The organism is Uliginosibacterium sp. 31-12 (assembly GCF_030548425.1).
Classification (GTDB): Bacteria; Pseudomonadota; Gammaproteobacteria; order Burkholderiales; family Rhodocyclaceae; genus Uliginosibacterium; species Uliginosibacterium aquaticum.
Genome location: NZ_JAUOOA010000004.1, coordinates 189684 through 214608, shown reverse-complemented (window position 1 = coordinate 214608; position 24925 = coordinate 189684). Strand labels below are relative to the sequence as shown.

The 24925-nt window shown below is 60.0% G+C and carries 24 protein-coding genes; 13 read left to right on the top strand and 11 right to left on the bottom strand.

The annotated features are described in order from the left end of the window. Positions 1-4: 4 nt before the first annotated feature. The 11 genes from Q3Y64_RS09925 to rpmH form a co-directional block, all read right to left on the bottom strand. Positions 5-859, bottom strand: coding sequence for a ParB/RepB/Spo0J family partition protein (locus tag Q3Y64_RS09925; protein WP_303561439.1), 855 nt, complete (start codon positions 857-859; stop codon positions 5-7). Positions 860-872: 13 nt separating this feature from the next. After that, complete coding sequence (locus Q3Y64_RS09920; protein WP_303561437.1) at positions 873-1643, bottom strand: ParA family protein; 771 nt, start codon at positions 1641-1643, stop codon at positions 873-875. A gap of 4 nt (positions 1644-1647) precedes the next feature. Continuing rightward, entirely contained in the window at positions 1648-2274 is a 627-nt protein-coding gene (gene rsmG, locus Q3Y64_RS09915; RefSeq protein WP_303561436.1) for a 16S rRNA (guanine(527)-N(7))-methyltransferase RsmG, read from the bottom strand. Beyond that, positions 2271-4178, bottom strand: coding sequence for a tRNA uridine-5-carboxymethylaminomethyl(34) synthesis enzyme MnmG (gene mnmG / locus Q3Y64_RS09910; RefSeq protein WP_303561434.1), 1908 nt, complete (start codon positions 4176-4178; stop codon positions 2271-2273). Before mnmG ends, rsmG begins: the two co-directional genes overlap by 4 nt. 141 nt (positions 4179-4319) lie before the next feature. Beyond that, positions 4320-5072 (bottom strand): TSUP family transporter, encoded by a 753-nt coding sequence (locus Q3Y64_RS09905; RefSeq protein WP_101940513.1) that lies wholly within the window; start codon positions 5070-5072, stop codon positions 4320-4322. Between the two features lie 24 nt (positions 5073-5096). Next, positions 5097-5429 carry a hypothetical protein gene (locus Q3Y64_RS09900; protein ID WP_303561431.1) on the bottom strand — a complete coding sequence of 111 codons (333 nt, stop codon included), beginning with the start codon at positions 5427-5429 and terminating at the stop codon, positions 5097-5099. Between the two features lies 1 nt (position 5430). Continuing rightward, positions 5431-6783, bottom strand: coding sequence for a tRNA uridine-5-carboxymethylaminomethyl(34) synthesis GTPase MnmE (mnmE, locus tag Q3Y64_RS09895; protein ID WP_303561429.1), 1353 nt, complete (start codon positions 6781-6783; stop codon positions 5431-5433). Next, on the bottom strand, positions 6758-8485 hold the full coding sequence (gene yidC, locus Q3Y64_RS09890) for a membrane protein insertase YidC (protein ID WP_101940998.1): 1728 nt from the start codon (positions 8483-8485) through the stop codon (positions 6758-6760). The genes mnmE and yidC overlap by 26 nt, the downstream gene beginning before the upstream one ends. Positions 8486-8527: 42 nt before the next feature. After that, positions 8528-8737 (bottom strand): membrane protein insertion efficiency factor YidD, encoded by a 210-nt coding sequence (gene yidD / locus Q3Y64_RS09885; RefSeq protein WP_101940510.1) that lies wholly within the window; start codon positions 8735-8737, stop codon positions 8528-8530. Further along, on the bottom strand, positions 8734-9135 hold the full coding sequence (rnpA, locus tag Q3Y64_RS09880) for a ribonuclease P protein component (RefSeq protein WP_254048164.1): 402 nt from the start codon (positions 9133-9135) through the stop codon (positions 8734-8736). Before rnpA ends, yidD begins: the two co-directional genes overlap by 4 nt. Before the next feature lie 2 nt (positions 9136-9137). After that, positions 9138-9272 (bottom strand): 50S ribosomal protein L34, encoded by a 135-nt coding sequence (rpmH, locus tag Q3Y64_RS09875; protein ID WP_018604832.1) that lies wholly within the window; start codon positions 9270-9272, stop codon positions 9138-9140. A 272-nt stretch (positions 9273-9544) separates the two neighbouring features. On the opposite strand from rpmH, the gene dnaA reads away from it, so the two are divergent. The 13 genes from dnaA to Q3Y64_RS09810 all read left to right on the top strand — a co-directional run bounded on the left by dnaA (position 9545) and on the right by Q3Y64_RS09810 (position 24915). Continuing rightward, positions 9545-10969 (top strand): chromosomal replication initiator protein DnaA, encoded by a 1425-nt coding sequence (gene dnaA / locus Q3Y64_RS09870; RefSeq protein WP_216821615.1) that lies wholly within the window; start codon positions 9545-9547, stop codon positions 10967-10969. Between the two features lie 640 nt (positions 10970-11609). Continuing rightward, positions 11610-12713 carry a DNA polymerase III subunit beta gene (gene dnaN, locus Q3Y64_RS09865; protein WP_101940509.1) on the top strand — a complete coding sequence of 368 codons (1104 nt, stop codon included), beginning with the start codon at positions 11610-11612 and terminating at the stop codon, positions 12711-12713. A gap of 77 nt (positions 12714-12790) precedes the next feature. Continuing rightward, entirely contained in the window at positions 12791-13108 is a 318-nt protein-coding gene (locus Q3Y64_RS09860) for a hypothetical protein (RefSeq protein WP_303561419.1), read from the top strand. A 43-nt stretch (positions 13109-13151) separates the two neighbouring features. Next, positions 13152-15629 (top strand): DNA topoisomerase (ATP-hydrolyzing) subunit B, encoded by a 2478-nt coding sequence (gene gyrB, locus Q3Y64_RS09855; protein ID WP_101940507.1) that lies wholly within the window; start codon positions 13152-13154, stop codon positions 15627-15629. A gap of 171 nt (positions 15630-15800) precedes the next feature. Next, positions 15801-16895 (top strand): Fic family protein, encoded by a 1095-nt coding sequence (locus Q3Y64_RS09850; RefSeq protein ID WP_303561416.1) that lies wholly within the window; start codon positions 15801-15803, stop codon positions 16893-16895. Between the two features lie 205 nt (positions 16896-17100). Beyond that, positions 17101-18492 carry an amino acid permease gene (locus Q3Y64_RS09845; RefSeq protein ID WP_303561414.1) on the top strand — a complete coding sequence of 464 codons (1392 nt, stop codon included), beginning with the start codon at positions 17101-17103 and terminating at the stop codon, positions 18490-18492. Between the two features lie 73 nt (positions 18493-18565). After that, complete coding sequence (locus tag Q3Y64_RS09840) at positions 18566-19042, top strand: Lrp/AsnC family transcriptional regulator (RefSeq protein WP_101940499.1); 477 nt, start codon at positions 18566-18568, stop codon at positions 19040-19042. 89 nt (positions 19043-19131) lie between these two features. Continuing rightward, positions 19132-19746, top strand: a complete 615-nt coding sequence (locus Q3Y64_RS09835; protein ID WP_303561410.1) for a YitT family protein — start codon at positions 19132-19134, stop codon at positions 19744-19746. Positions 19747-19951: 205 nt separating this feature from the next. Next, positions 19952-21148, top strand: coding sequence for an amino acid aminotransferase (locus tag Q3Y64_RS09830; protein ID WP_101940497.1), 1197 nt, complete (start codon positions 19952-19954; stop codon positions 21146-21148). 29 nt (positions 21149-21177) lie between these two features. Beyond that, the gene (locus Q3Y64_RS09825) at positions 21178-22077 is read left to right on the top strand and encodes a histone deacetylase (protein ID WP_303561407.1); all 900 of its coding nucleotides are present in this window, start codon (positions 21178-21180) and stop codon (positions 22075-22077) included. 109 nt (positions 22078-22186) lie between these two features. Further along, entirely contained in the window at positions 22187-23068 is an 882-nt protein-coding gene (locus Q3Y64_RS09820) for a helix-turn-helix transcriptional regulator (protein ID WP_303561405.1), read from the top strand. Between the two features lie 81 nt (positions 23069-23149). Further along, a complete protein-coding gene (locus Q3Y64_RS09815; RefSeq protein WP_303561403.1) occupies positions 23150-24550 on the top strand; it encodes an MATE family efflux transporter in 1401 nt (466 codons plus the stop codon). Between the two features lie 101 nt (positions 24551-24651). Then, positions 24652-24915 (top strand): DUF2282 domain-containing protein, encoded by a 264-nt coding sequence (locus Q3Y64_RS09810; protein WP_101940492.1) that lies wholly within the window; start codon positions 24652-24654, stop codon positions 24913-24915. The last annotated feature ends 10 nt before the right edge of the window (positions 24916-24925 follow it).

Below are 24925 nucleotides of genomic sequence, written 5' to 3'. Positions count from 1 at the left end.
ATCTTCACACCTGCAGCTTGCCAATCAGCCCGTCGAGCTGATCAAGGCTCGCAAATTCGATGGTGAGGCTGCCGGCGCCTTTCTTGTTGGCCTTGATCTTCACCACCGCGCCGAGCTTGTCGGCCAGCTCTTCTTCCAGCCGCGCCACATCGCGATCAGCGGCGGGCTTGGCCTTGAGGCTGTCGTCCTTGGGCTTGGTCTGGCTGTTCACCAGCTTCTCGGTTTCACGCACCGACAGGCGCTTGGCGACAACTTCGTTGGCGGTAAGGATCTGCTCGGCAGACGGCAGGGCGAGCAGGCTGCGGGCATGGCCCATTTCGATGTCACCGGCCATCAGCAGCTCCTGCACCGGCTTGGGCAGGTGCAAGAGGCGCAGCAGGTTGCTGGTGGCCGGGCGCGAGCGGCCGACCGCATCGGCGGCCTGCTGGTGGGTCATGCCGAATTCGTCGATCAGGCGCTGAATACCAGTGGCTTCTTCGAGCGGGTTGAGGTCTTCGCGCTGGATGTTTTCGATCAGCGACATGGCCAGCGCGGCTTCATCCGGAATCTCGCGGATGATCACCGGCACTTCGGTCAGCTCGGCGATCTGGGCTGCGCGCCAGCGGCGCTCACCGGCGATGATTTCGTGCCGGCCACCGGCGATGGGACGCACGGTGATTGGCTGCATCAGGCCCTGAGCACGAATCGAGGCGGCCAGCTCTTCGAGCGAACCAGCATCCATGCGCGTGCGCGGCTGGTACTTGCCGGGCTGCAGGTCTTCAACGCGCAGGGTGGTGAGGTTGCCGGTGTCAGAAGGCAGCGCGTCGCCGCCGAGCAGGGCTTCCAGGCCGCGGCCGAGGCCTTTCATCTTAGGTTTCATGAGGAAATTCCGTTCAGATTGTCTTGATCCGCTCGATCATCTCGGCGGCAAATTGCAGATAAGCCTGCGAGCCCTTGGCGGCCTTGTCGAAGACCACACCGGGCATGCCATGGCTGGGCGCTTCGGCCAGACGCACATTGCGCGGGATGATGGCCTTGAAGACCTTGTCACCGAAGTGCTCTTCCAGCTGGGCCGACACCTGCTGGGAGAGCGTGCTGCGGGTGTCGAACATCACACGCAGCAGGCCAATGATCTTCAGGTCGCGGTTGAGCTTGGCATGCACCTGCTTGATGGTGTTCACGAGATCCGACAGGCCTTCGAGCGCGTAGTACTCGCACTGCATCGGGATGATCACGCCATGCGCCCCGCAGAGGCCGTTCAGGGTGAGCATGGAGAGACTGGGCGGGCAATCCACCAGCACGAAGTCGTATTCGCCATCAACAGCCGCCAGCGCATCTTTAAGGCGCTTCTCGCGGTTGTCCATCCCCACCAGTTCGATCTCGGCACCCGCCAGTTCGCGGTTGGAGGCCAGTACGTCATAGCCGCCGGATTCGGAGCGGGCGCGCGCTTCGGCCACGCTGTGCTGACCAATCAGCACCTGATACACCGTGGAAGCCACGGTACGCTTGTCCACGCCGGAACCCATCGTGGCATTGCCCTGCGGGTCTAGATCCACCAGCAGCACACGCTGACCATGCGCGGCCAGCGCGGCCGAGAGGTTGACGGTGGTGGTGGTCTTGCCGACACCACCCTTCTGGTTTGCGACTGCGAAAATGCGAGCCATGAGGTCAGGTCCGGGTAAGGAAGAGAAGATGTCGTTCCGCCTCGACGCCGGGCACCTGCAGGCGGCGCGATTCACGCAGCTGGATACCAGGCGGGAGTGCATCGAGTTCGTCTTGAGGATACTGACCCTTCATGGCGATCCATTGACCGTCGGGGGCGAGCAGATGGTCGGTCAGGCTGACGAAATCGTAGAGACTGGCAAAGGCGCGCGAGCTGATCGCCGGATACAGCTCGGCCGGCTTGAAGTTCTCGACCCGAAGGTTATGCACCGAGAGATTGGCGAGGCCCAGCTGGGCCTTGGCCTGCAGCAGGAAGCTGGTTTTCTTGCCGACAGTCTCGACCAGCGCCACCTCGCAATCCGGCCGGCAGATCGCCAGCGGAATGCCGGGCAAGCCACCGCCGCTGCCTATATCGGCGACGCGCGTCACATGGGGCAGATGCGGCAGGATGGAGAGCGAATCGAGCAAGTGCAGATCGATCATCGCCGCCTCATCGCGGATCGCGGTGAGGTTGTAGACCTTGTTCCACTTCATCAGCAGCGCGCCGTAGGCCAGCAGCTGCTCCTGTGTTTCTTCATTCAGATTCAGACCGAGCTGCTTGATGCCGGTGGCGAGGCGCTTAGCTGTGCTCATGCGCCCTCCCCTTTCACCGCACGTGCGGCAATCTCAAGCTTCTTCAGGTGAATCAGCAGCAGCGAGATCGCGGCCGGCGTGATCCCCTGGATGCGCGAAGCCTGGCCGAGGGTTTCCGGTTTGTGCAGGCGCAGCTTCTGCTGCACTTCATTCGAAAGCCCGCTCACCACGCTGTAATCGAGGTCCGGCGGCAGCACGGTGTTTTCCTGCCCGGCCGCACGCTGCACCTCTTCCTGCTGGCGCTCGATATAGCCCTGATATTTCGCAGAAATTTCAATCTGTTCAATGACTTGCGTATCCGTTTCGGGATTTTCCGGGGCCACCGAAAGCGCCATCAGCGCGGCGTAAGTCATGTCCGGCCGGCGCAGCAGATCGAAGAAGCGGGTTTCGCGCTCCAGCGACTTGCCGAACGTAGCCTCGGCCTCACCTTCCGCCAGTTTGTGCGGAATCGCCCAGGTGGCGCGCAGACGCGCCGTTTCGCGCTCGATGGCCTCGCGCTTGGCGCTGAAGGCCGCCCAGCGGCGCTCGTCGATCAGGCCCAGCGCGCGGCCCTGTTCAGTCAGGCGCAGGTCGGCATTGTCTTCACGCAGGGAGAGACGGAACTCGGCACGCGAGGTGAACATACGGTAAGGCTCGGTCACGCCGCGCGTGATCAGGTCATCCACCATCACGCCCAGATAGCTCTCGCTGCGCGCCGGGCACCAGGCCGGCTTGCCCTGCGCCAGCAGCGCGGCATTCACGCCAGCGAGCAAGCCTTGCGCGGCGGCTTCTTCGTAACCGGTCGTGCCGTTGATCTGGCCAGCAAAAAAGAGACCGGCAATGGACTTGGTCTCGAAGCTGGACTTCAGGTTGCGCGGGTCGAAATAGTCGTACTCGATGGCGTAGCCGGGGCGCAGAATGTGCGCGTTCTCCATGCCACGGATCGAGCGCACCAGCGCCAGCTGCACATCGAAGGGCAGCGAGGTGGAGATCCCGTTCGGATAGATTTCGTGCGAGCTGAGGCTCTCCGGCTCAAGGAAGATGTTGTGGCTATCCTTGTCCGCAAAGCGGTGAATTTTGTCTTCGATGGAAGGACAGTAGCGCGGGCCCACGCCTTCGATCACGCCGGTGTACATCGGCGAGCGGTCCAGCCCGCCGCGGATGATCTCGTGGGTGCGGGCATTGGTCTGGGTCACCCAGCAAGGCATCTGCTTGGGGTGCTGAGCGGCGTTGCCGAGGAAGGAAAACACCGGCAGCGGATCGTCGCTGTGCTGCTCCTGCATCACCGAGAAATCAACGGTTTTGCCATCGATGCGCGGCGGCGTGCCGGTCTTCAGACGCCCCACCGGCAAGGCCAGCTCACGCAGACGATGGGAGAGCGAAATTGCGGGCGGATCCCCTGCCCGGCCACCGGAATAGTTTTCCAGGCCGACGTGAATCTTGCCATTCAGGAAGGTGCCGGCCGTCAGCACCACGGTCGGCGCCTCGAAGCGCAGGCCGATGGCCGTCACCACGCCAGTGACGCGCTCGCCTGCGACCGTGATGTCGTCCACGGCCTGCTGGAAAAGAGTCAGATTGGGCTGATTTTCGAGGCGGCGGCGGATCGCTGCCTTATACAGAATGCGATCGGCCTGAGCGCGGGTCGCCCGCACCGCCGGGCCTTTCGACGCGTTCAGGATGCGGAACTGGATGCCACCTTCGTCCGTAGCTTCGGCCATGGCACCGCCCAGCGCATCTACTTCCTTGACCAGATGGCCCTTGCCGATGCCGCCGATGGAAGGGTTGCAGCTCATCTGACCGAGGGTCTCGATGTTGTGCGTCAGCAAAAGCGTCTTGCTACCGGTACGGGCGGCCGCCAGAGCAGCCTCGGTGCCGGCATGACCGCCACCTACCACAATCACATCGAAACGTTCGGGATACAGCATCGGATCAAGTTCCACAACAGGGCTCGCAATGATACGCCGCGAGGGTTTTCGGGCCTAGTGGATAGGTCTGTGGAAAAGCTGTGTGTAGCGCTGTATAAGCGCGGGACAACCCGAGGTTTCAGGTGTGTTTCACGTGAAACATTACTTAGCCAGATCCCAACCCAGTTTCACAATAAGAACCGAAACCACCACAAGCAGGAGCCAGCGGATGAAATGATTGCCATGGCGTACGGCCAGGCGCGTCCCCACCTGTGCCCCCACTACATTGGCACAAGCCATGGCAAGGCCCAACTTCCACATTACGCCTTCATGCAATAGAAAGAAGCTCAGAGCAGCCAGATTGGTCGCGAAGTTCACCAGTTTGGCGCTGGCTGAAGCATGCAGCATATCCATACCGAACAGGCGCACAAAACCAAAGATCAGGAAGCTGCCAGTTCCTGGCCCGAAAAATCCATCGTAGAAACCGATCCCTGCGCCCAGCAAACTAGCCAGCACACGAGGATGGCGCCGTTCATGTTCCACTCTGTTCTTGCCGAAATCAGGCTTGAACCAGGTGTAGGCACCAACCACGATCAATAGAATTAGCACCATCGGGCGCAAAGCCGCAGGCGGCAGAAAGGAAACCGTCGCTGCCCCTGAGGCAGCACCGATTAGTGCTGCAGCACTTGCTGGAAAGGCAAGTTTCCAGGGAATCGAAATCTTGCGCGAGTACTGCCAGACCGCACTCGCAGTACCCGCAATACTGGAAAGCTTATTGGTGCCGAACAGCACCGGGATCGACATTCCAGGAAAAACTGCCAGCAACAGAGGCAGCTGAACCAGGCCACCGCCACCAACCACAGCATCAATCAGACCAGCAAGAAAAGCTCCGCAGAGCAGAAGCGCGTATTCCACTTAGAGTTGTTTCACGTGGAACATCTACTTCGCAGCAGCTTCTTTCTCTGCCCACAGCGCACGGGCAACAGCTTTCCACAACTCAGTGCCGTGAATATGCTCGCCCTCCTGCGCTCCCTCTTCCATGGTCTGAAACATCAATGCCACCAGACCATAAAACTTCAAACGGGCATGAGCCTCGAAATCAGTTGCCTCAAGATGCTGACCGATCTGTTCGGATTTGTAGCTCAGTGCTTCACGCGCAAGCTTGCGTAGCTCCGTGTGATTACTCCAGTCAACATTCAAAGCGATCAGGCAACGCGCTAGTTCGCTGGAAATCTGCAGAGCATCCGCCTGCTGGTTTTCAAGTTCAGACATATTACTTGCCTATACAGAAACGGGAGAAGATCACACCGAGCAGATCGTCGGCGCCAAACTCACCAGTAATGGTATTCACAGCTTCTTGAGCCAATCTCAATTCCTCGGCCAGGAGATCAAGCTGTTTCACGAGTTGCAAGGCCAGACTCACATGCTCAGCAGCCTCGCGCAAGGCAATCAGGTGACGCTCACGGGCGAGATACACATCTTCGCCATGTGACTCCCAACCTGCAATCTGCAACAGGGTCTGACGTAGTAGTTCTACACCACTCCCCTGCTTGGCAGATAGCCACACACCTGTTCCACCTTCGAGTACATCCTTGCGAGGCGACTCACCATTACGGTCAATCTTGTTGAAAACCCAGATTACCGGCACACCTGCCGGCAAGCGAGCATCAATCTGATGGTCAGCCATCGTGATACCGACACCAGCATCCACCATGCGCAGGATGACATCTGCGCCGGCAATCTCTTGCCATGAACGTTCGATACCGATCTTCTCGACCACATCCTCGGTTGTACGCAAACCCGCCGTATCAATGATGTGGAGCGGAATACCCTCGATCTGGATGGCTTCACGCAGCACATCGCGGGTCGTGCCGGCCACGTCTGTAACGATGGCCCGATCCTCACCCGAAAGCTGATTGAGCAGGCTGGACTTGCCCACATTGGGCTGACCCGCCAGCACCACCTGCAGTCCCCGGCGCAGCAAGCTCCCTTGTTTGGCCCGAACCAGGATCGATTGCAACTCGACACCCAGCGCTTCAAGACGTGGAATCGCGCGCGCAGCTTCCAGGAAGTCGACTTCCTCTTCGGGAAAGTCCAGCGTGGCTTCGACCAGCATGCGCAGATCGACCAGCTTGTCACGCCAGGTATGGATTTCGCCAGAGAAACGCCCAGACAGAGAGCGCACGGCTGAACGCGCAGCCGCGCTGGTCGTCGCGTCGATCAGATCTGCTACGCCCTCAGCCTGAGCCAGATCGAGGCGTTCGTTCAGAAAAGCTCGGCGGGTGAATTCCCCAGGCTCGGCGATTCGCGCTCCGAGTTCCACACAGCGTGCGAGCAGCATCTGCATGACGACCGGACCACCGTGACCTTGCAGCTCAATCACGTCTTCACCGGTATAGGAATGCGGCGCAGGAAAATACAGCAGCAAGCCCTGATCGATGGCTTGCGTATGCGCATCAAGGAAATTGGCCAGCGAAGCGTGGCGAGGCTTGGGAGAGCGCCCGGTGAGGGTCTGTGCAAAGCCGGCGAGATCCGGGCCGGACACCCGGACCACGCCGATCCCACCGCGACCGGGAGCGGTCGCGATGGCGGCAATTACATCACTTTGCTGGCTTGGCACCTGCATTCTCGATGGACCGTGTGATGTACCACTGCTGTGCGATCGACAGCACGTTGTTGAGCACCCAGTACAGCACCAGACCGGACGGGAACCACAGGAACATGAAGGTAAACATGATCGGCATCAGCATCATCACCTTGGCCTGCACAGGATCCGGCGGCGTCGGGTTGAGCTTGGTCTGGATCAGCATCGTCACGCCCATGATGATCGGCAGCACAAAGTAGGGGTCCTTCACCGACAAGTCAGTAATCCAGAATTCCCAGGGAGCCTGACGCATCTCGACCACGCCCAGCAGCACCCAGTACAGCGCGATGAACACCGGCATCTGCACCAGAATCGGCAGACAGCCACCCATCGGGTTGACCTTCTCGGTCTTGTAGAGCTCCATCATGGCCTGATTGAGCTTCATCTTGTCGTCCTTGTAACGCTCCTGCAGCGCCTTCATGCGCGGCATCACGTTCTTCATCTTGGCCATGGACTTATAGCTGGAAGCAGACAGCGGATAGAAGGCCGCTTTGAGCAACAGGGTCACGATAATGATGGCCCAGCCCCAGTTACCCACCAGCTTGTGGATCACGGACAGCACCCAGAACAGCGGCTCGGCAATCACGGTCACCCAGCCATAATCCACCACCAGATTGAAGCCGGGGGCGAGTGCCTTGAGTTTGTCCTGCTCCTGCGGGCCAACATACAGCGGTACCGACAGCTTAGCGGTCTGACCAGCTGCAGCAGTCAGCGGCAGTTTGATGCCAGCACCAAACACACCCTCGGAAATCTTGTGGGTATAGAAATCGCGTTGCAAGCCCTCAGCCGGCAGATAAGCGCTCACGAAATAGTGCTGCACCATGGCCATCCAGCCATCCTTGGCACTTTTCACATACTTGGCTTCGTCCTTTGCGATCTTCTTGAAATCGATTTTCTGGAACTTGCCTTCCTGAGTGAATACAGCCGGACCAGTATAGGCACTCACCCCACCAAACATGCCACCACTACCTTCAGTAGCCTTGTCATCGCGCGCCAGCTGGAAGTAGGCCGTCGTGGCAAGCGGATTGGCTGAAGCGTTGTTTACTTCGTAGCTCACATCGATCAGGTAAGAACCGCGCTTGAAAGTCAGCACCTTGGTGACAGCCACGCCATTGACGGCTGGCGCACTCATGCGCAGCTGCACTTCATCCTTGCCATCCTGCAACGTGTATTCACCTGCCTTCAGTTCAAACAGGGTCTTGTGGGTCGGCAAACCTTCGCCAATCAAACCTGTGTTGGCGACATAGAAATGTGCGCCCTCTTCCTGCAGCACCACAAAATTCTTGCGGCTATCCTCTTGCTGAGAACCCTGACCAAAGATCGATTTGGCCAGATTCAGCCAGCTACGATGGTCTTCGTTGGTCTTGTGTTGAGTCAGCTCGACACGAATGATGTCACCACCTTGAGCGGAAACCGTCGCGATCATCGTATCGGTCTTCACCACCGCCTTCGCTGCACTGGCATAGACGCCAATCTTGCTGTCGGTCGCACCGGGTACTGCACCGGCAGCTGGAGCATTACCAGCCGTAGCCGATGCCATCGGTGCCGGAATAGACCCATCCTGCGCAGCAGACTGGGCAGCTACTGGAACTTGCGGCGGATTCTTGTAGACCTGCCAACGCTCCCACAGCATGACCAGGGAGAAGGCAAAAATTGCCATCAGGATAAGACGCTTGAAATCCATCTGCATGATGAAGACTCGGGTGAGGGATGTTTGAAACCTGATTCAGGGAACCGGATCGTGGCCGCCATCGCACCAAGGGTGACAACGGGCCAGACGAAAGACCGCCAGTTTAAGGCCTTTCAGCAAGCCGTGCCGCTGCAAGGCTTCGGCCGCATAGGCCGAACAACTGGGGTAAAAACGGCAGCGACTGCCCAGCCACGGACTGACGAGATATTGATAGATCTTGATGAGCGCAAGCAGGAGTGTTTTCACTTCGGCAGACGCTTGAAGAGAGCAGCCAGATCCTGACGCAGATCGGCACGCGTTACGCCCAGCGCAGGAGCGTTGAGGCGCAGGATCAAATCATGGCGCGGCAAGGTTTCACGCGTATGGCGAAACCATTCGCGAGCCATGCGTTTGATCAGATTGCGCAGCACGGCGCGACGGGCCAGTTTCTTGGCCACGACGACACCGAGACGGGCAGTGGGGCTTTCAGAAGGACGGTAGTGGAGCACAAAGTAGCGCCCACGCACCGCCTTCCTGAAAGCAAAAACGGATGAATACTCATCCGTTTTGCACAAGCGATAGGCAGGTCTGAAAGACCGTGCCCCTGTCTGCGGTTGGACTGAACCGGCCGGTGCCAAGTGCAGCTCCGAACCCGCGACGAGCACGCTCAGACTGCCAGGCGATGACGGCCCTTGGCGCGACGAGCAGCAATCACCTTGCGACCACCCTTGGTGGCCATGCGAACCAGAAAACCGTGGGTGCGCTTGCGACGAACCACAGAAGGTTGATACGTGCGTTTCATGATCTTTCCCTAATCGAACTGATGCGGCGAACTCGCGATTAGATATTTTCTCAAGCGGTTTGTCAATAGAGACTTCCTTCAGCGGCGCAGTCTGCCTGTGGATAAATCTGGGGTAAAACTGTAGAATTCTCCCTCTTGGCACCAATCTTCCGCCACGCCGGAAGACACAGCCTGCAGCCCTTGCCGCACACGGCAGGGCTGGATTGATCAACCCGGGGCAGCCCCCTCCAGCCGCAGCAGCGCTGGACACAAGAACAAGATCCGAACAAACCGTGAGTCAAGCTTTCTGGAATGCCTGTCTGGCCCGCCTGGAGAATGAACTGCCCGCACAGCAGTTCAACACCTGGATCCGTGCGCTCGAGGTAGCCGAAGCTGGAGAAGCGGGCGGTATCAAACTCTGCGCGCCCAACCGTTTCGTCCTCCAATGGGTGCGCGAGCGCTATCAGCGCCGCCTTGAAGAACTGGCCGCTGAATTTTTCGGCGCCCCCACCGTACTGAGTCTGGAACTTGGCACTCCCGGCAAGAAGCCAACCGCAACACCAGCCCGTCCGGCTGCGGCACCAAGTTCTCCACAGTCCATTTCCAACAGCCTGCCCAAGACTGCAAGCCAGGCTTCAGGCAATGTAATCGAAGCCCCGGCGATTCATACCGGTGGCAGCACTGCCTACGAAAAGACCCGCCTCAACCCGGCCTTCACCTTCGACACCCTGGTGACCGGCCGCGCCAACGATCTGGCCCGCGCTGCCGCCATTTCGGTCGCCAACAACCCTGGCAGCAGTTACAACCCGCTCTTCGTATATGGCGGTGTTGGCTTGGGCAAGACGCACTTGATCCACGCCATCGGCAACGAGGTATTGCGCCACAATCCGAAGGCTGTGGTGCGCTATGTACATGTGGAGGACTATTTCTCCGACGTACTGCGTGCCTATCAACAAAAGAACTTCGACGCATTCCAGCGCTACTACCGTTCGCTGGATCTGCTGATGATCGACGACATCCAGTTCCTCGGCGTCGGCAACAAGGATCGTACACGTGAAGAATTCTTCCACGCCTTCAATGCGCTGACTGAAGCCAAGAAGCAGATCGTGATCACCTGCGATACCTATCCTAAGGATATCCAGGGTCTGGAAGACCGCCTGATCTCCCGCTTCGACTGGGGCCTTACGGTGCAGATCGAACCGCCCGAGCTCGAGATGCGCATTGCCATTCTCAAGAAGAAGGCTGAGTTCGACAACGTGCCGTTGCCGGATGACGTGGCCTTTCTGATCGCCAAGAACCTGCGCTCCAACGTGCGCGAACTCGAAGGTGCGCTCAAGAAGGTCGTGGCTTACGCCCGCTTCCATGGCCGCGAAATCAGCCTGGAGCTGGCCCGTGAAGCACTACGCGACCTGCTCGCAGCGCACAACCGTCAGATCACCTTTGAACTGATCCAGAAGACCGTGGCGGACTTCTACAAGATCAAGCTTGCCGAGCTGCTCTCCAAGAAACGTACGCGCAACATTGCACGTCCGCGTCAGATCGCCATGTACTTGGCCAAGGAGCTCACCCCGGCTTCACTGCCGGCCATTGGTGATGCTTTTGGCGGGCGCGACCATACAACGGTACTGCATGCCTGCCGCACGGTGACTGAACTGCGCCTCGGCGACCAGCAACTCAACCATGATTTGCACGTCCTGACCCAGACCTTGAGGGGATAAAAAGCGACAAACAGCCTGTGTACAAGCATGGGAGTGGCAGCGGAGCAAATGTGGACAAGAACGGGTTTGCCGCTTGTGCCAGAAATCATCCCCACTCCCCCACAAGCTTCAAGTGCTCCTGCACACAGGCTAATGAACAGGGTTAAGCTGTTGAATAAAAAAGAATTTAAAGGCTTATCCACAGAAAAGTGGCTGATATATTAGTAGTAATAGGTTTATATAAGAACTCTTGTTAACAACAGAACAGTCAGCTGCAAAGCCTGCGGCCTCCGTCCAGATGGAAGCTAGGTGAGTGGATTGGCAAACTGAAAATTCCTGAAAGACTGCTGACGATCTATTGCAAGAAATCGTCAGCGGAATGAAGAACGCCCGGAACTCCCGATCGCTGCCTCGCAGTAAGATCATGAACAAGCTCCGGAACGCGGCAGGAATGTGGACAAGAGCAGGCAAGCCCTGGGAAGGAATTGTGAACAAGTAGGTTTCAAGCTAGTCAGGCAAAAACGCTCCACATTTGCACACACACTTGTCCCTACCCTTTCCAACAGCTTCATGAACATGGTCAAGCTTTTGAATCAATTGCTTTTTTTGTGCTTATCCACAGAAAATGGCGCGATATATAAATAATAGGAGGTTTATATAAATGCTCTTGTTAACAAGCAGTCGTGATGCCTTGCTGGCGCCTTTGCAGTCGGTTTCAGGCATCGTTGAAAAACGCCATACCCTGCCGATCCTGTCGAATGTTCTGATCGAGAAGCTAGGTGACACGCTCACCCTGCTGGCTACAGACATCGAGATCCAGATCACCACCCACCAGATTTCTCAAGGGGGCGGTGAGGATGCTTCGATCACAGTGGGCGCACGCAAACTGCAGGACATCCTGCGCGCCCTGCCTGATGGCGAAGTGAGCCTGCTGCTGGACGACAAGCGCCTTACGCTGAAGGCCGGCAAGAGCCGCTACAACCTGCAGACCCTGCCTGCCGCCGATTACCCGCGCATGCAGCTCAACACGGGTGAAAGCCTCACCCTGCGTCTGCCACAGAAAGATTTCCGCCGCCAGTTGGCCCAAGTAGCCTATGCTATGGCCGCTCAAGACATCCGCTACTACCTGAACGGCCTGCTGATGCAGGTGATGGGCACAGAATTGCGTCTGGTGGCCACGGATGGCCACCGCCTGGCCCTGTCGTCCAACACACTCGAAGAGGAATTCCAGAAAACCGAGGTGATCCTGCCGCGCAAGACCGTGCTGGAACTCACCCGCCAGCTTGCCGACAGCGATGATCCGGTCGAGATCGTGATTACCGGCAACCAAGCCTGCTTCCGCTTCGGCCCGATCGAGCTGATCACCAAGCTCATCGACGGCAAGTTCCCGGATTACGAACGGGTGATCCCGCAAGGCAATCCGAAGCTGGTCACGGTGCATCGTGCCAGCCTGCTCTCTGCCCTGCAGCGAGCTGCGATCCTGACCAACGAGAAGTTCCGTGGCCTGCGTGTGGTGCTCGAAGCTGGCCTGCTGCGTATCATCAGTTCCAACGCCGAGCAGGAAGAGGCCCAGGAAGAGCTCGAAATCTCCTACTCGGGCGACAGCCTGGAGCTGGGTTTTAACGTGACCTACCTGCTCGATGTGCTGAACAACGTGGTCACCGATACCGTCGAGATCCACCTCAACGAGCCGATGTCCTCCGCACTATTCACCCTGCCTGGCAATGAGCAGTTCAAGGCTGTCGTGATGCCGATGCGAATCTGAGCATGGATGCAGCCTTGCTTCGTTGCTTCCTGATCCTTTGCGCAGCCGTCCTCACGGCTTGCTCTGCGCCTGCTCCCTTGCCGCCTCACGCAGCCCGGGAGCAGGTACGCGAGATCAGCGGACGTGAGCAGCTGGCCGGTCGTATCGTGGGTCAGCCACTTGCTGGCGGGCGGTTTGTCCGCCTCGAGATCGGCATGAGCCGCAGCGAAGTTGAGCAGCTGATTGGCAGGCCTGCTGCCGTGGATGCCCAGTCCGGTGGCGTGGGCTGGTTGCCCTACTACTTCGGCTCGGATGCCTGGAGTACCGAAAGCTACTACAAGGGTGAGGGCCGGCTGGTATTCAACGCTGACAGCCGCCTGATCCTCATCGACGCCAGCGAACAGGCGCGCAAGTAAGCGCCTGATCCTGCCCATCGAATATCCCTGAAACAGGAACACCATGTCCGAACAGAACCAGCAACCCGCCTACGACGAAGACAGCATCCAGCAGCTCGAAGGTCTGGAAGCCGTGCGCAAGCGCCCCGGCATGTACATCGGCGATACCTCCGATGGCACCGGTCTGCATCACATGGTGTTCGAGGTGGTCGATAACGCTATCGATGAAGCACTGGCCGGCCACTGCGACGACATCGTGGTGACCATCCACACCGACAACTCGATCTCGGTCACCGACAACGGCCGCGGTATTCCGGTCGGCATCAAGTTCGATGACAAGCACGAGCCCAAGCGCTCGGCAGCTGAAATCGTGATGTGCGTGTTGCATGCTGGCGGCAAGTTCAACCAGAACAGCTACAAGGTCTCTGGCGGCTTGCACGGCGTGGGCGTGAGCTGCGTGAATGCGCTCTCCAAGTTTTTGCGTCTCACCGTGCGTCGTGATGGCAAGAAGCACTTCATCGAGTTCAACAAGGGCAAAGCGATCAACCGTGAAATCGAGATCCAGAACGGCGTCGAAGTCTCGCCGCTGAAGGTGATTGGTGACACTGAAAAGCGCGGCACCGAAGTTCATTACCTGGCTGATGAGGAAATCTTCGGCAAGATCGAATACCACTACGAAATCCTTGCCAAGCGCCTGCGCGAGCTTTCGTTCCTGAACAATGGTGTGAAGATCAAGCTGGTCGACCAGCGCAACAACAAGGAAGAGGATTTCGCCTTCTCCGGTGGCGTGAAAGGCTTTGTCGACTACATCAACCGCGCCAAGACCACCCTGCACCCGAACGTTTTCTACGCCGCGGGCACTACGCTGGTGACTACCGGCCAGGTTCAGAACGTCGAGCTGACGGTCGAAGTTGCCATGCAGTGGAACGACAGCTACCAGGAACAGGTACTGTGCTTCACCAACAACATCCCACAGTCCGACGGCGGAACCCACCTTACCGGCCTGCGCGCGGCGATGACCCGCGTCATCAACAAGTACATCGAAGAAAACGAGATCGCCAAGAAGGCCAAGGTCGATATCTCAGGTGATGACATGCGTGAAGGCCTGGCCTGCGTGTTGTCGGTCAAGATGCCGGATCCGAAATTTGCCTCGCAGACCAAGATGAAGCTGGTGTCCGGCGAAGCCCGTCCGGCGGTGGAAGAAGTTGTAGCCGCCAAGCTAGCCGAATTCCTGCTCGAAAAGCCGATTGATGCCAAGACCATCTGCGGCAAGATCGTCGAAGCCTCGCGTGCCCGCGAAGCGGCCCGCAAGGCTCGCGAAATGACCCGCCGCAAAGGCGTGCTGGATGGCATCGGCCTGCCCGGCAAGCTCGCCGATTGTCAGGAAAAGGATCCCACCAAGTGCGAGATCTACATCGTCGAGGGCGACTCCGCCGGTGGTTCCGCCAAGCAAGGCCGTGACCGTAAGTTCCAGGCCATCCTGCCGCTGCGCGGCAAGGTGCTCAACGTCGAGCGGGCGCGTTTCGACAAGCTGATTTCCTCCGAGCAGATCACCACCCTGATCACCGCGCTCGGCACCGGCATCGGCAAGGACGACTACAAGCCCGAAAAACTGCGTTACCACCGCATCATCATCATGACCGATGCGGACGTTGACGGTGCCCACATCCGTACCCTGCTGCTCACCTTCTTCTACCGCCAGATGCCCGAGCTGGTCGAAGGTGGCCACATTTACATCGCCCAGCCGCCGCTCTACAAGATCAAGCACGGCCGCAACGAGATGTACATCAAGGACGATCACGAGCTCTCCGGTCACCTCCTCAAGCTTTCCCTTGATGGCGCTTCGCTGCTGCCGCGCGAAGGCGCTACGCCCATAGAAGGCACTGCCCTCGAAGAAATGGCCCGTGCCTACCTGCTCGCCGAAGCCGTCATCAACCGCCTCACCAGCTGGATCGATCCAGACGTGCTGCAAGCCGCCATGGCCCACGATATCGAGCTGAGCCTTGTGGATGAAGCTGCTACCCGGGCCTCCGCCCAGCGCCTGCAGGTTGTTGCACCGGTCAATGTCACGGTGATTGCCGAGTTCAACGAGATTCACGAAGCCTGGCAACTCACGCTTGAGCGCATGCATCACGGCAACATCAAGCGCACCGTGATCGATCCGGAATTCATCGTCTCCGGCGATTACGTCACCATCCGCCGTGCCAGCCAGCTCATCAACGGCCTGATCGGTGAAGGTGCCACCATGCGCCGCAACGACAAGGCCAGCCCGGTGAAGAGCTTTAGCGAAGCCATCACCTGGATGCTTAACGAAGTCGAACGCAACCTTGGCAAGCAGCGTTACAAGGGGCTCGGCGAGATGAACCCCGAGCAGCTGTGGGAAACCACCATGGACCCGGCCGTGCGCCGCCTGCTAAAGGTGCAGATCGACGATGCCATCGCTGCCGACGAAATCTTCACTACGCTGATGGGCGATCAGGTCGAGCCGCGCCGGGATTTTATCGAGCGCAATGCCTTGAATGCCCGCAATATAGACGTTTAAATATTTGATTTATTGGAAACTTTATTTTCAAGCATCTAGTTTTCAGTACCTAAAAACAGCAGTTAAAAAAATAGCCGTTTTCTATACATGTCCGCGATAAATGTATAGAAAACGGCTATTTTCTATACATGTCACAAAAACATGTATAGGAAAACCGGAGACTGTTTACACATGAGCGATGCTTTTTCAGCCTTGGAAAATCTGAGCGCATTGAAACCGGAGCACTTCGAAACTGCTGCCATTCTCAAAAAGGCGATGACAGCCGGCCGCAAGCTCGCCGAGCTCAAAGGCTTGGCTGCCTCCATGCCCAACGACGGTATCCTCATCAACACCCTTGCGATGCAGGAAGCCAAGGACAGCTCAGCCATCGAAAACATCGTCACCACTCATGACGAGCTTTTCAAGTCTGACGCCTTCCCTGACATGGGCAATCCTGCCGCCAAGGAAGTGCGTCACTACATTCAGGCGCTGCGCATCGGACATGAACTGGTCATCCAAACCGGTCTGCTCACCAGTAACCACATCATCCAGATCCAGGCCGAGCTGGAAAAGAACCGGGCTGGGTTCCGCAAATTGCCCGGCACCGCACTCAAAGACGGCCAAGGCAATACTGTCTACACCCCGCCACAAGAGCCCGACACCATCATTGCCCTGATGAGCGATCTGGAGCGCTTCATCAACGACGATGCGATTTTCGACGCCGACGCGTTGATCAAGATGGCGATCATCCATCACCAGTTCGAGAGCATTCACCCCTTCTACGATGGCAATGGCCGCACCGGCCGCATCATCAATGTGCTCTACCTGATGCAGAAGGGCTTGCTCGATATTCCGCTGCTCTATCTGTCTCGCCATATCGTGCGCAACAAGGCCGATTACTACCGCCTGCTGCAAAGCGTGCGGGAGGGCGACAATAAAGCTGCAGCCTGGGAAGAATGGGTGCTCTACATGCTCAGTGCGGTCGAAGAGACCGCCCAGCACAGCATTGAAACGGTCACCCTGATCCGCGATGCCGTTATGGACTACAAGCATCGCATTCGCGAAAGCTTCAGGTTCTACAGTCAGGACCTTATCAACAGCCTGTTCCAGCACCCCTACACCAAGATCGAGTTCATCGAGAACGATCTGAAAGTGACCCGTCTCACCGCCACCAAATATCTTGATGCGCTGTGCAAGGCGGGCTTTTTGGAGAAGCGAAAAGTTGGTCGGTCGAACTACTACATCAATCTTGCGCTGAACCAGATTCTCATGCGCGATGAAGCATGAATGTATGGCCGAGCTGTTCCGGATGACCAAGCAGAATATCGCCAAGCATCTGAAGGCGATCTTCGCTGAGGAGTTTGAGCCGGGGCAATCCAGCAGGATTGGATGAGCAGACCTTGATGCACGAATCGTGTAAGGTTTCGGATCCTTGAGGATGGTTTGTGCGGAATTCTGCATACCTCTTCATTTGCTTCCGGTATCGAGATCCATGTCTGCACACGAGAAAAATCCGGCCTTGAAGAGAGGCCTCAAGAATCGCCACATCCAGCTGATCGCGCTGGGCGGTGCTATTGGCACCGGGCTTTTCCTCGGCATCGCGCAAACCATCAAGCTGGCTGGTCCGGCGGTGTTGCTGGGCTATGCGATTGCCGGTCTGGTGGCTTTCTTCATCATGCGCCAGCTCGGCGAGATGGTGGTCGAGGAGCCGGTGGCGGGCTCCTTCAGCCATTTTGCGAACCGTTACTGGGGCGGCCTGGCCGGCTTCATGTCCGGCTGGAATTACTGGGTGCTGTATGTGCTGGTGAGCATGGCGGAGCTGACCGCCGTGGGCATCTATGTGCAGTACTGGTGGCCCGGCATTCCGACCTGGATCTCGGCGCTGTTTTTTTTCGTGCTGATCAATGCGATCAACCTGCTTCATGTGAAGCTTTTCGGCGAGATGGAGTTCTGGTTCTCGATCATCAAGGTGCTGGCCATCATCGGCATGATCGGCTTTGGCGGCTATCTGCTGGTGAGCGGGCAGGGCGGTGCGCAGGCCAGCGTGGCCAACCTGTGGCAGCTGGGCGGCTTCTTTCCGCACGGCATCAGCGGGCTGGTGATGGCCATGGCGATCATCATGTTTTCCTTTGGCGGGCTGGAGCTGGTGGGTATCACCGCGGCCGAGGCGGACGACCCTGCGCACAGCATTCCGAAGGCCACCAATCAGGTCATCTACCGCATCCTGATTTTCTATGTGGGTGCGCTGGCGGTGCTGCTGTCGTTGTTCCCGTGGGACAAGGTCCAGGAGGGCGGCAGCCCCTTCGTGATGATCTTCCATGCGCTGGATTCGGATCTGGTCGCCACGGTGCTCAACGTGGTGGTGCTGACCGCCGCGCTGTCGGTCTATAACAGCTGCGTGTATTGCAACAGCCGCATGCTGCTGGGCCTGGCGCTGCAGGGCAACGCGCCGGAGGCGCTGGCGCGGGTCAATCGGCGCGGCATTCCGGTGGCGGCGCTGGGCGTGTCGGCGCTGGCCACGGCGGGCTGTGTGCTGCTTAACTACCTGATGCCCGGCAAGGCATTCGGCCTGCTGATGGCGCTGGTGGTGGCGGCGCTGATCATTAACTGGGCGATGATCAGCATCACCCACCTCAAGTTTCGTCAGGCCATGGCGCAGCGCGGCGTGACGCCGCGCTATCGCAGCTGGGCCGCGCCGCTGACCAACTACCTGTGCCTGGCTTTCATGGCCGGCATCTTGGTGGTGATGTGGCTTACGCCGGACACGCGCATCTCCGTGTCGCTGATCCCGCTGTGGCTGATCGTGCTGTGGGCTTTCCATGCCCTGCGGCGCAGGCTGCCGCAAGCCGCGCTCGGCGAGCCTTTGCCGGCCGAAGCCGAGTAGTCGCCTCTTCGCAGCGCGGCCTTCCAGCCACGTTGTGATTCTTTACGCCATCCTTCACCGGGAACCTGCAGGCATGAGTGATTCCATCGACGACAACGACCGCAAGATGCTGGATCTGTTGCGCCATAACGGTCGCCTCACCAACCAGGAGCTGGCCGACCTGATCGGGCTCTCCGCCTCGCAGTGCTCGCGCAAGCGGATCGCCCTGGAGCAGGCCGGGCTGATCCTCGGTTATCACGCCCAGCTCTCGCCGGAGGCCGACGGCACGCCGGTGATGGGGGTGGTGGAAGTGCGCCTGCTGAACCACACGCCGGAGTCGACCGAGCTGTTCCATGCCTTCGTGCGGCAGGCCGAGTCGATCCGCGATGTGTTCAAGCTCACCGGGGATTACGACTATCTGCTCAAGGTGGCGGTGGCGGATCTGGCCGAGCTGAGTCGCCTGATTCAGCAACTGGCCGGCCTGCGCAACAGCGTGGGCCACCTGCGGACCTCGGTGGTGCTGGAGCGGCTCAAGGAATCCGGCGTGGTGATTGCTCAAGCGGCATCCTGAAGCACATATCGGTGTTATATCTGAAACAAATGCATACTTTGTGCGTTTTTGTCTTAAAATTGCACGATTAAATTATTTTCGTGCTTTCCATGACTAGCGCAAGCCTGCCTGAACGCGTTCCACACACGGCGATTGAAGACATCATCGCCCTGCTGCTCGGCACCCTCGTTGTTTCCTTTGGTGCCAGCCTGCTCAAACAGGCTGGTGCACTCACCGGCGGCATGGCCGGTCTGGCCTTCCTGATCCACTACGCTACTGGCGTGAAGTTCGGCGTGGCCTTCTTCCTGCTCAACCTGCCCTTCTACTGGCTGGCCTTCCAGCGCATGGGCAAGGCCTTCGTGGTGAAAACCTTTTGTGCGATCGCGCTGGTTTCGGTGTTCACCGAACTACACCCGCGCTTCATCGATATTTCCAACCTGAATCCCTTCTACGCCGCGATCTTCGCCAACACGGTGATGGGTCTGGGCTTCATCGTGTTGTTCCGCCACAAGGCCAGCCTCGGCGGCGTTAACATCCTTGCGCTGTATCTGCAGGATCGCTACAACATCCGCGCCGGCAAAGTGATGATGGGAGTGGATCTGATCATCGTGCTGACTTCCCTGTTCCTCGTCAGTCTGCCCCTGCTGGCCGCTTCGGTGTGCGGCGCGGTGATCCTGAACCTGATCATCGCCATGAATCATCGCCCGAACCGCTACCTAGCCTGAGAGGCTTCACGATTTTGCTGCGAGGCCGCTCATTGGTCACTGAGGGGGCTCATGCGCTGCTCGGAATCCTCATGTATTCACATACACTCCGGTTCCTGCGCTGCTCCTTATTTGGCAAATGAGCCCGCTGACGGCCTCTCGCTACAGATCCTGATAGCCTCTAACTCGTACGCGCCACCGCTCAATCGACCCGACGGACCCACCCATGTTCCAGCATATCGACGCCTACGCCGGCGACCCCATTCTGTCGCTGATGGAAACCTTCAAGACCGATCCGCGCGCGGACAAGGTCAATCTCTCCATCGGCCTCTACTACGATGCCAAGGGCGTGATTCCCCAGCTCGACGCCGTGCAGCAGGCCTACGGCCGCATCGACGGGCGTCGTGCGGTGCCCAGCCTGTATCTGCCGATGGAGGGCATGAAGCCCTACCGCGAGGCGATCCAGGGCCTGCTCTTCGGTGCAGACAGCTCGGTGGTGGCCGCTGGCCGCGTGGCCACGATCCAGACCCTTGGCGGCTCCGGCGCACTGAAGGTGGGCTCGGACTTCCTCAAGCGCTATTTCCCGCAGTCCGAAGTGTGGGTGTCGGACCCGACCTGGGACAACCATGTGGCGATCTTCGAAGGCGCCGGCTTCAAGGTCCACACCTATCCCTACTTCGACCCGCAGACCCTTGGTGTGGCCTTCGACGCCATGCTCGCGACACTTTCCGCGCTGCCCGCAAAGAGCATCGTGCTGCTGCATCCCTGCTGCCACAACCCGACCGGCTCGGATCTCACGCCGGCGCAGTGGGACCGCGTGATCGAAGTCGTGCGCGCCCGCGAACTGATTCCCTTCCTCGACATTGCCTATCAGGGCTTCGGTCTGGGCATGGAAGAGGATGCCTATGCGATCCGCGCATTGGCCGCGGCAGGCCTGCCCTTCCTGGTGGCCAACTCCTTCTCCAAGATCTTCTCGCTGTATGGCGAGCGCGTCGGCGGCCTGTCGGTGGTGTGTGAGAGTGAGGACGCCGCGGCTCGTGTGCTGGGCCAGCTCAAGGCCACGGTGCGCCGCAACTACTCCAGCCCGCCGATGCTCGGCGCCGAGCTGGTCGCCACGGTACTGGGTGATGCCGGCCTCAAGACGACCTGGCTGGCCGAGGTGGAAGGCATGCGCACGCGCATCCTGGCGATGCGTGAAACCTTGCGTACCGCGCTGGGCAACAGCCTGCCCGGACGCAATTTCGACTACCTCGTCGAGCAGCGCGGCATGTTCAGCTACACCGGCCTCTCCGCCGCCCAGGTGGATCGCCTGCGCGAAGAAGCCGGCATTTACCTGATCCGCAGCGGCCGCATCTGCGTGGCCGGGCTCAACGATGGCAACGTCGGCCGGGTGGCGGAAGCGTTTGCGAAGCTGATGGCGTAAGCCTGTGATGGGTGTGGCAAGCTTCAGGCATGGAGCTTTTCTACACCGATCACTTCGTATTGCCCCTGCCTGAGGGACACCGCTTCCCGATGAGCAAATACCGGCTGCTGCGCGAGCGCTTGCTCGCCAGCGGCCGTTTTCATGCCGGGCAATTCCTGATTCCGCCCGCTGCGACCGATGCGCAACTATGCCGCGCCCATGCGCCGGACTATGTGCAGCGGGTGGCTCGCGGCGCACTGAGCAGCAGCGAGTTACGCGAGATCGGCTTCCCGTGGACGCCCGAGATGGTCGAGCGCTCGCGGCGCTCCTCCGGCGCTACGCTCGCCGCCGCCCGGGCGGCCCTGGCCGGCAGCGGCTGTGCCGTGAATCTCGCCGGCGGCACGCATCACGCGGCTCACGACAAGGGCAGCGGCTTCTGCGTTTTCAACGATGCCGCCGTCACCGCCCGCGCGTTGCAGGCCGAAGACGGCCTCGGCCAGATTGCGGTGATCGATTGCGACGTGCATCAGGGCGATGGCACGGCGGCCATCCTGGAAGGCGACGCGTCGGTGTTCACCTTCAGCATCCACGGCGAGAAGAACTTCCCTGCTCGCAAACAATGCAGCGATCTGGACATCGGCCTGCCGGACGATTGCGACGACGCGGCCTATCTGGCGGCGCTGGATGGCGCACTGGAGCGGGTCTTTGCCGTGCGGCCCGAATGCGTGATCTATCTGGCCGGGGCCGACCCTTTCGCGGGCGACCGGCTCGGTCGCCTCGCCCTGTCCAAGGCCGGCCTGCTCGAACGCGACCGCCGCGTCCTCACGCGCTGCCGTGATGCCGGCGTGCCGGTGGCGGTCACCATGGCTGGTGGCTATGCCGACAACATCGAGGACATCGTCGATATCCACACCGCCACGGTGCTGCTGGCTGCCCGCCTGTTTGGCTGAAGCTGTGGGTGCGGCGGGCGCTGTACCGCTGGCGAAGCCTGCGGCCATAATGCGGTTTTGCCATCCATGCCGCTGCCATGCCGGCATCGACTTCCAAGCATCTGCTGCCATGCCCCTGAGCCTGTTCGCCTATCGCCGCCAGAACGGCAACATGCGCCGCGTCACCAACAAGATCGCGGCGAGTCTGGACGAGGACGTCACGCTGGAGGATCTGGCGGCCGCCACCAATCTCTCGCCGGCCCACATGGTGCGCCAGTACAGCCGCCTGTGTGGCGAATCGCCGATGCAGACCCTGCGCCGCCTGCGCCTGCAGCGCGCTTTCGACTTGATCGGCAAGGGGCCTTACGGCCGCTTCACGGCCATCGGCTTTGCAGCCGGCTACGGCTCCAGCGCAGCCTTTACGCATGCCTTCCGCAAGCAGTTCGGCATCGCACCGAGCGATGTGCCCTCGATCATTCGGCCGGAACCTGTGCCGCAGCCTCTGGAGCTGGTCTATCTGCCCGAGCGCACGGTGTGGAAGTTCGACTATGAAGGGCTGTACGCCCAGAACGGCTGGTACAAGGCGCATCTGGTCTGGCAATGCACGCTGGCCGGGCGCGATGATCTGTTTTCCTGGCGCATCAACGACCGCGACCATCCCTTTTCCGAGCGTGGCGCGAATCGCGTCAAGCTCACTCATTTTGTGCCTGAAAGCGAATTGCCCACACCGCTGGATGCGGACCGACTCACCCTGCCCGGCGGGCACTATGTGGTGACCGAAACCGTGTTCAACGAACGCACCGGCTTTGTCGCCGCGCTGGTGGACCGGATCCGCGACGAACTGGACTGCCGCTTCATTGATCGCCCCAGTCTTGAACGCGAGCCGGCCGAGCGCTGCTGGCGTGTCCCGCAGGAGCGGCGGGTGCTGATGTATCTGCCAGTCGAGCCGCTCAATGCGCGTGGTCGCGCGTTATGCCAGCGGGCGGAAGCTGCGGCAAGACGCAAATCCTGATCAAAAGCGTGCTGCCCGGATCCGCCATAGTGGGCGGGCGGGCCGCTTCCGGCCCTTGTCCGAGAGAGAGGAGCACGATTCATGCAGCGCAAGTCACCCGCCGGGGAAAAACACGCCGAACTGGAGCTGTTTTCCCTGTCCTGGCCGATCTTCGTCGAGATGGCGCTGTTCATGCTCATCGGTACCCTCGGCCTGTGGATGGCCGGCCAGGTGTCGGCCGCAGCGGTAGCCGTGTTCGGCATGGCCAACCAGCTGCGCACCGTGTTCGACCGCATCTTCCGTGTGGTCAGCATGGGCAGCAGTGTGGTGGTCACGCAAAGCCGCGGCGCGGGCGATGCCGCCGGCGCACAGGCGCTGGCCCGCGCCGGTTTCTCCACCTCGCTGTGGCTGGGCCTCTGCGCCGCGCTGCTGGTCGGCGCCGTGCCGGAATGGCTGCTGCGCGTGCTGCATCTGCCCGCCGAGCTGATGGCGATGGCCGTGCCCTTCATGCGTGTGATCGCCGTGGCGATGGCCATCGAGGCGGTGAACATCACCATGTTCGCGGTGCTGCGCGCCTTCACCTTCACCAAGGTGTCAATGCGCATGGTGCTGGCGATGAATGTGCTGCATGTGCTGGTCAGCGCGCCGCTGGTGTTTGGCGTCGGCCCCCTGCCGGCGCTCGGCGTGATGGGCCTGGCCTGGGGCCAGCTGGCCTCGCGGGCGCTGGTGTGCGGCCTGCTGGTGTGGATGTGGGCACGCCATCTGGGTGTGCGGCTGCGCCTGCTGGATCTGGTGCATGTGCCGCGCGAGCCGCTGCGCGCCATCCTGCGCATCGGCCTGCCCAGCGCCGGCGAGAAAATCGGCTTCCGGGTGTGCTTCATGGCCACCGTGGCGATGGCCGGCAGCCTCGGCACCGCCGCGCTGGCCGTGCATGCCTATGCCATGCAGATCAACGGAATCGTGAACATGGTGGTGAACGCGGTGGCCAGCGGCGTGGAGATCATCACCGGCCATCTGGTCGGCGCTGGCCGCCTGCGTGATGCCAATGTTCTGATGCGGCGCGCCCTGCGCATTTGTCTCGTCGCCAGCGGTGTTGGCAGCCTGCTGGCCTGGTTGCTGATGCCGCAGGCCATCGCCCTGTTTTCCGATAATCCCGAAGTGCCGGCATTGCTCGCCAGCATCCTCGCCATCGAGCTGTTGGCCGGGCAAGGCCGCGCGCTGAATGTGCTGGTGACTGGTGGCTTGCGCGCCGCAGGCGATGTGCTGTTCACGGCCAAGACCAGCATCTACATCAACGTGCTGGCCGGCACCGTGTTGGCCTGGCTGCTGGGCATTCACTTCGGCTTCGGCCTGCCCGGCATCTGGCTGGGTTACATGGCCGACGAATGCCTGCGTGGCCTGGTGGTGCTGGTGCGCTGGCAATGGCGCTGGTGGACACCGCTGGCCCGCATCGCGCGGCGCCGCGCACTGGCACGGCAGCGGCTGACGGCGCAGGCGAGCTGAAAAATATTCAAGGCCTGATGTAAGGATCAGGCGGGTCGTCCTGTCTTGTCGCATGAGAGGCAAATTCCTGCCTCCACATGAACCGACAGGAGAGACCCAACATGAACAAGCAGATCCTCGCCACTTCCGCCCTCGCTTCCATTCTTGCCCTGGCTGCAGTGCAGCCGGCGTTTGCCGCCGACGACGCCAAGGAAAAGTGCTACGGCGTGGCCAAGGCCGGTGCCAATGACTGTGCCTCGGCCGCCGGTACCCATTCCTGCGCCGGCCAGTCGAAGATGGACAATGACCCGAATACCTTCAAGCTGGTGGCCGCAGGTTCCTGCGCCAAGATGGGTGGCATGCTCAAGGCTCCTGCTAAAAAGTAAGCCGGCATCG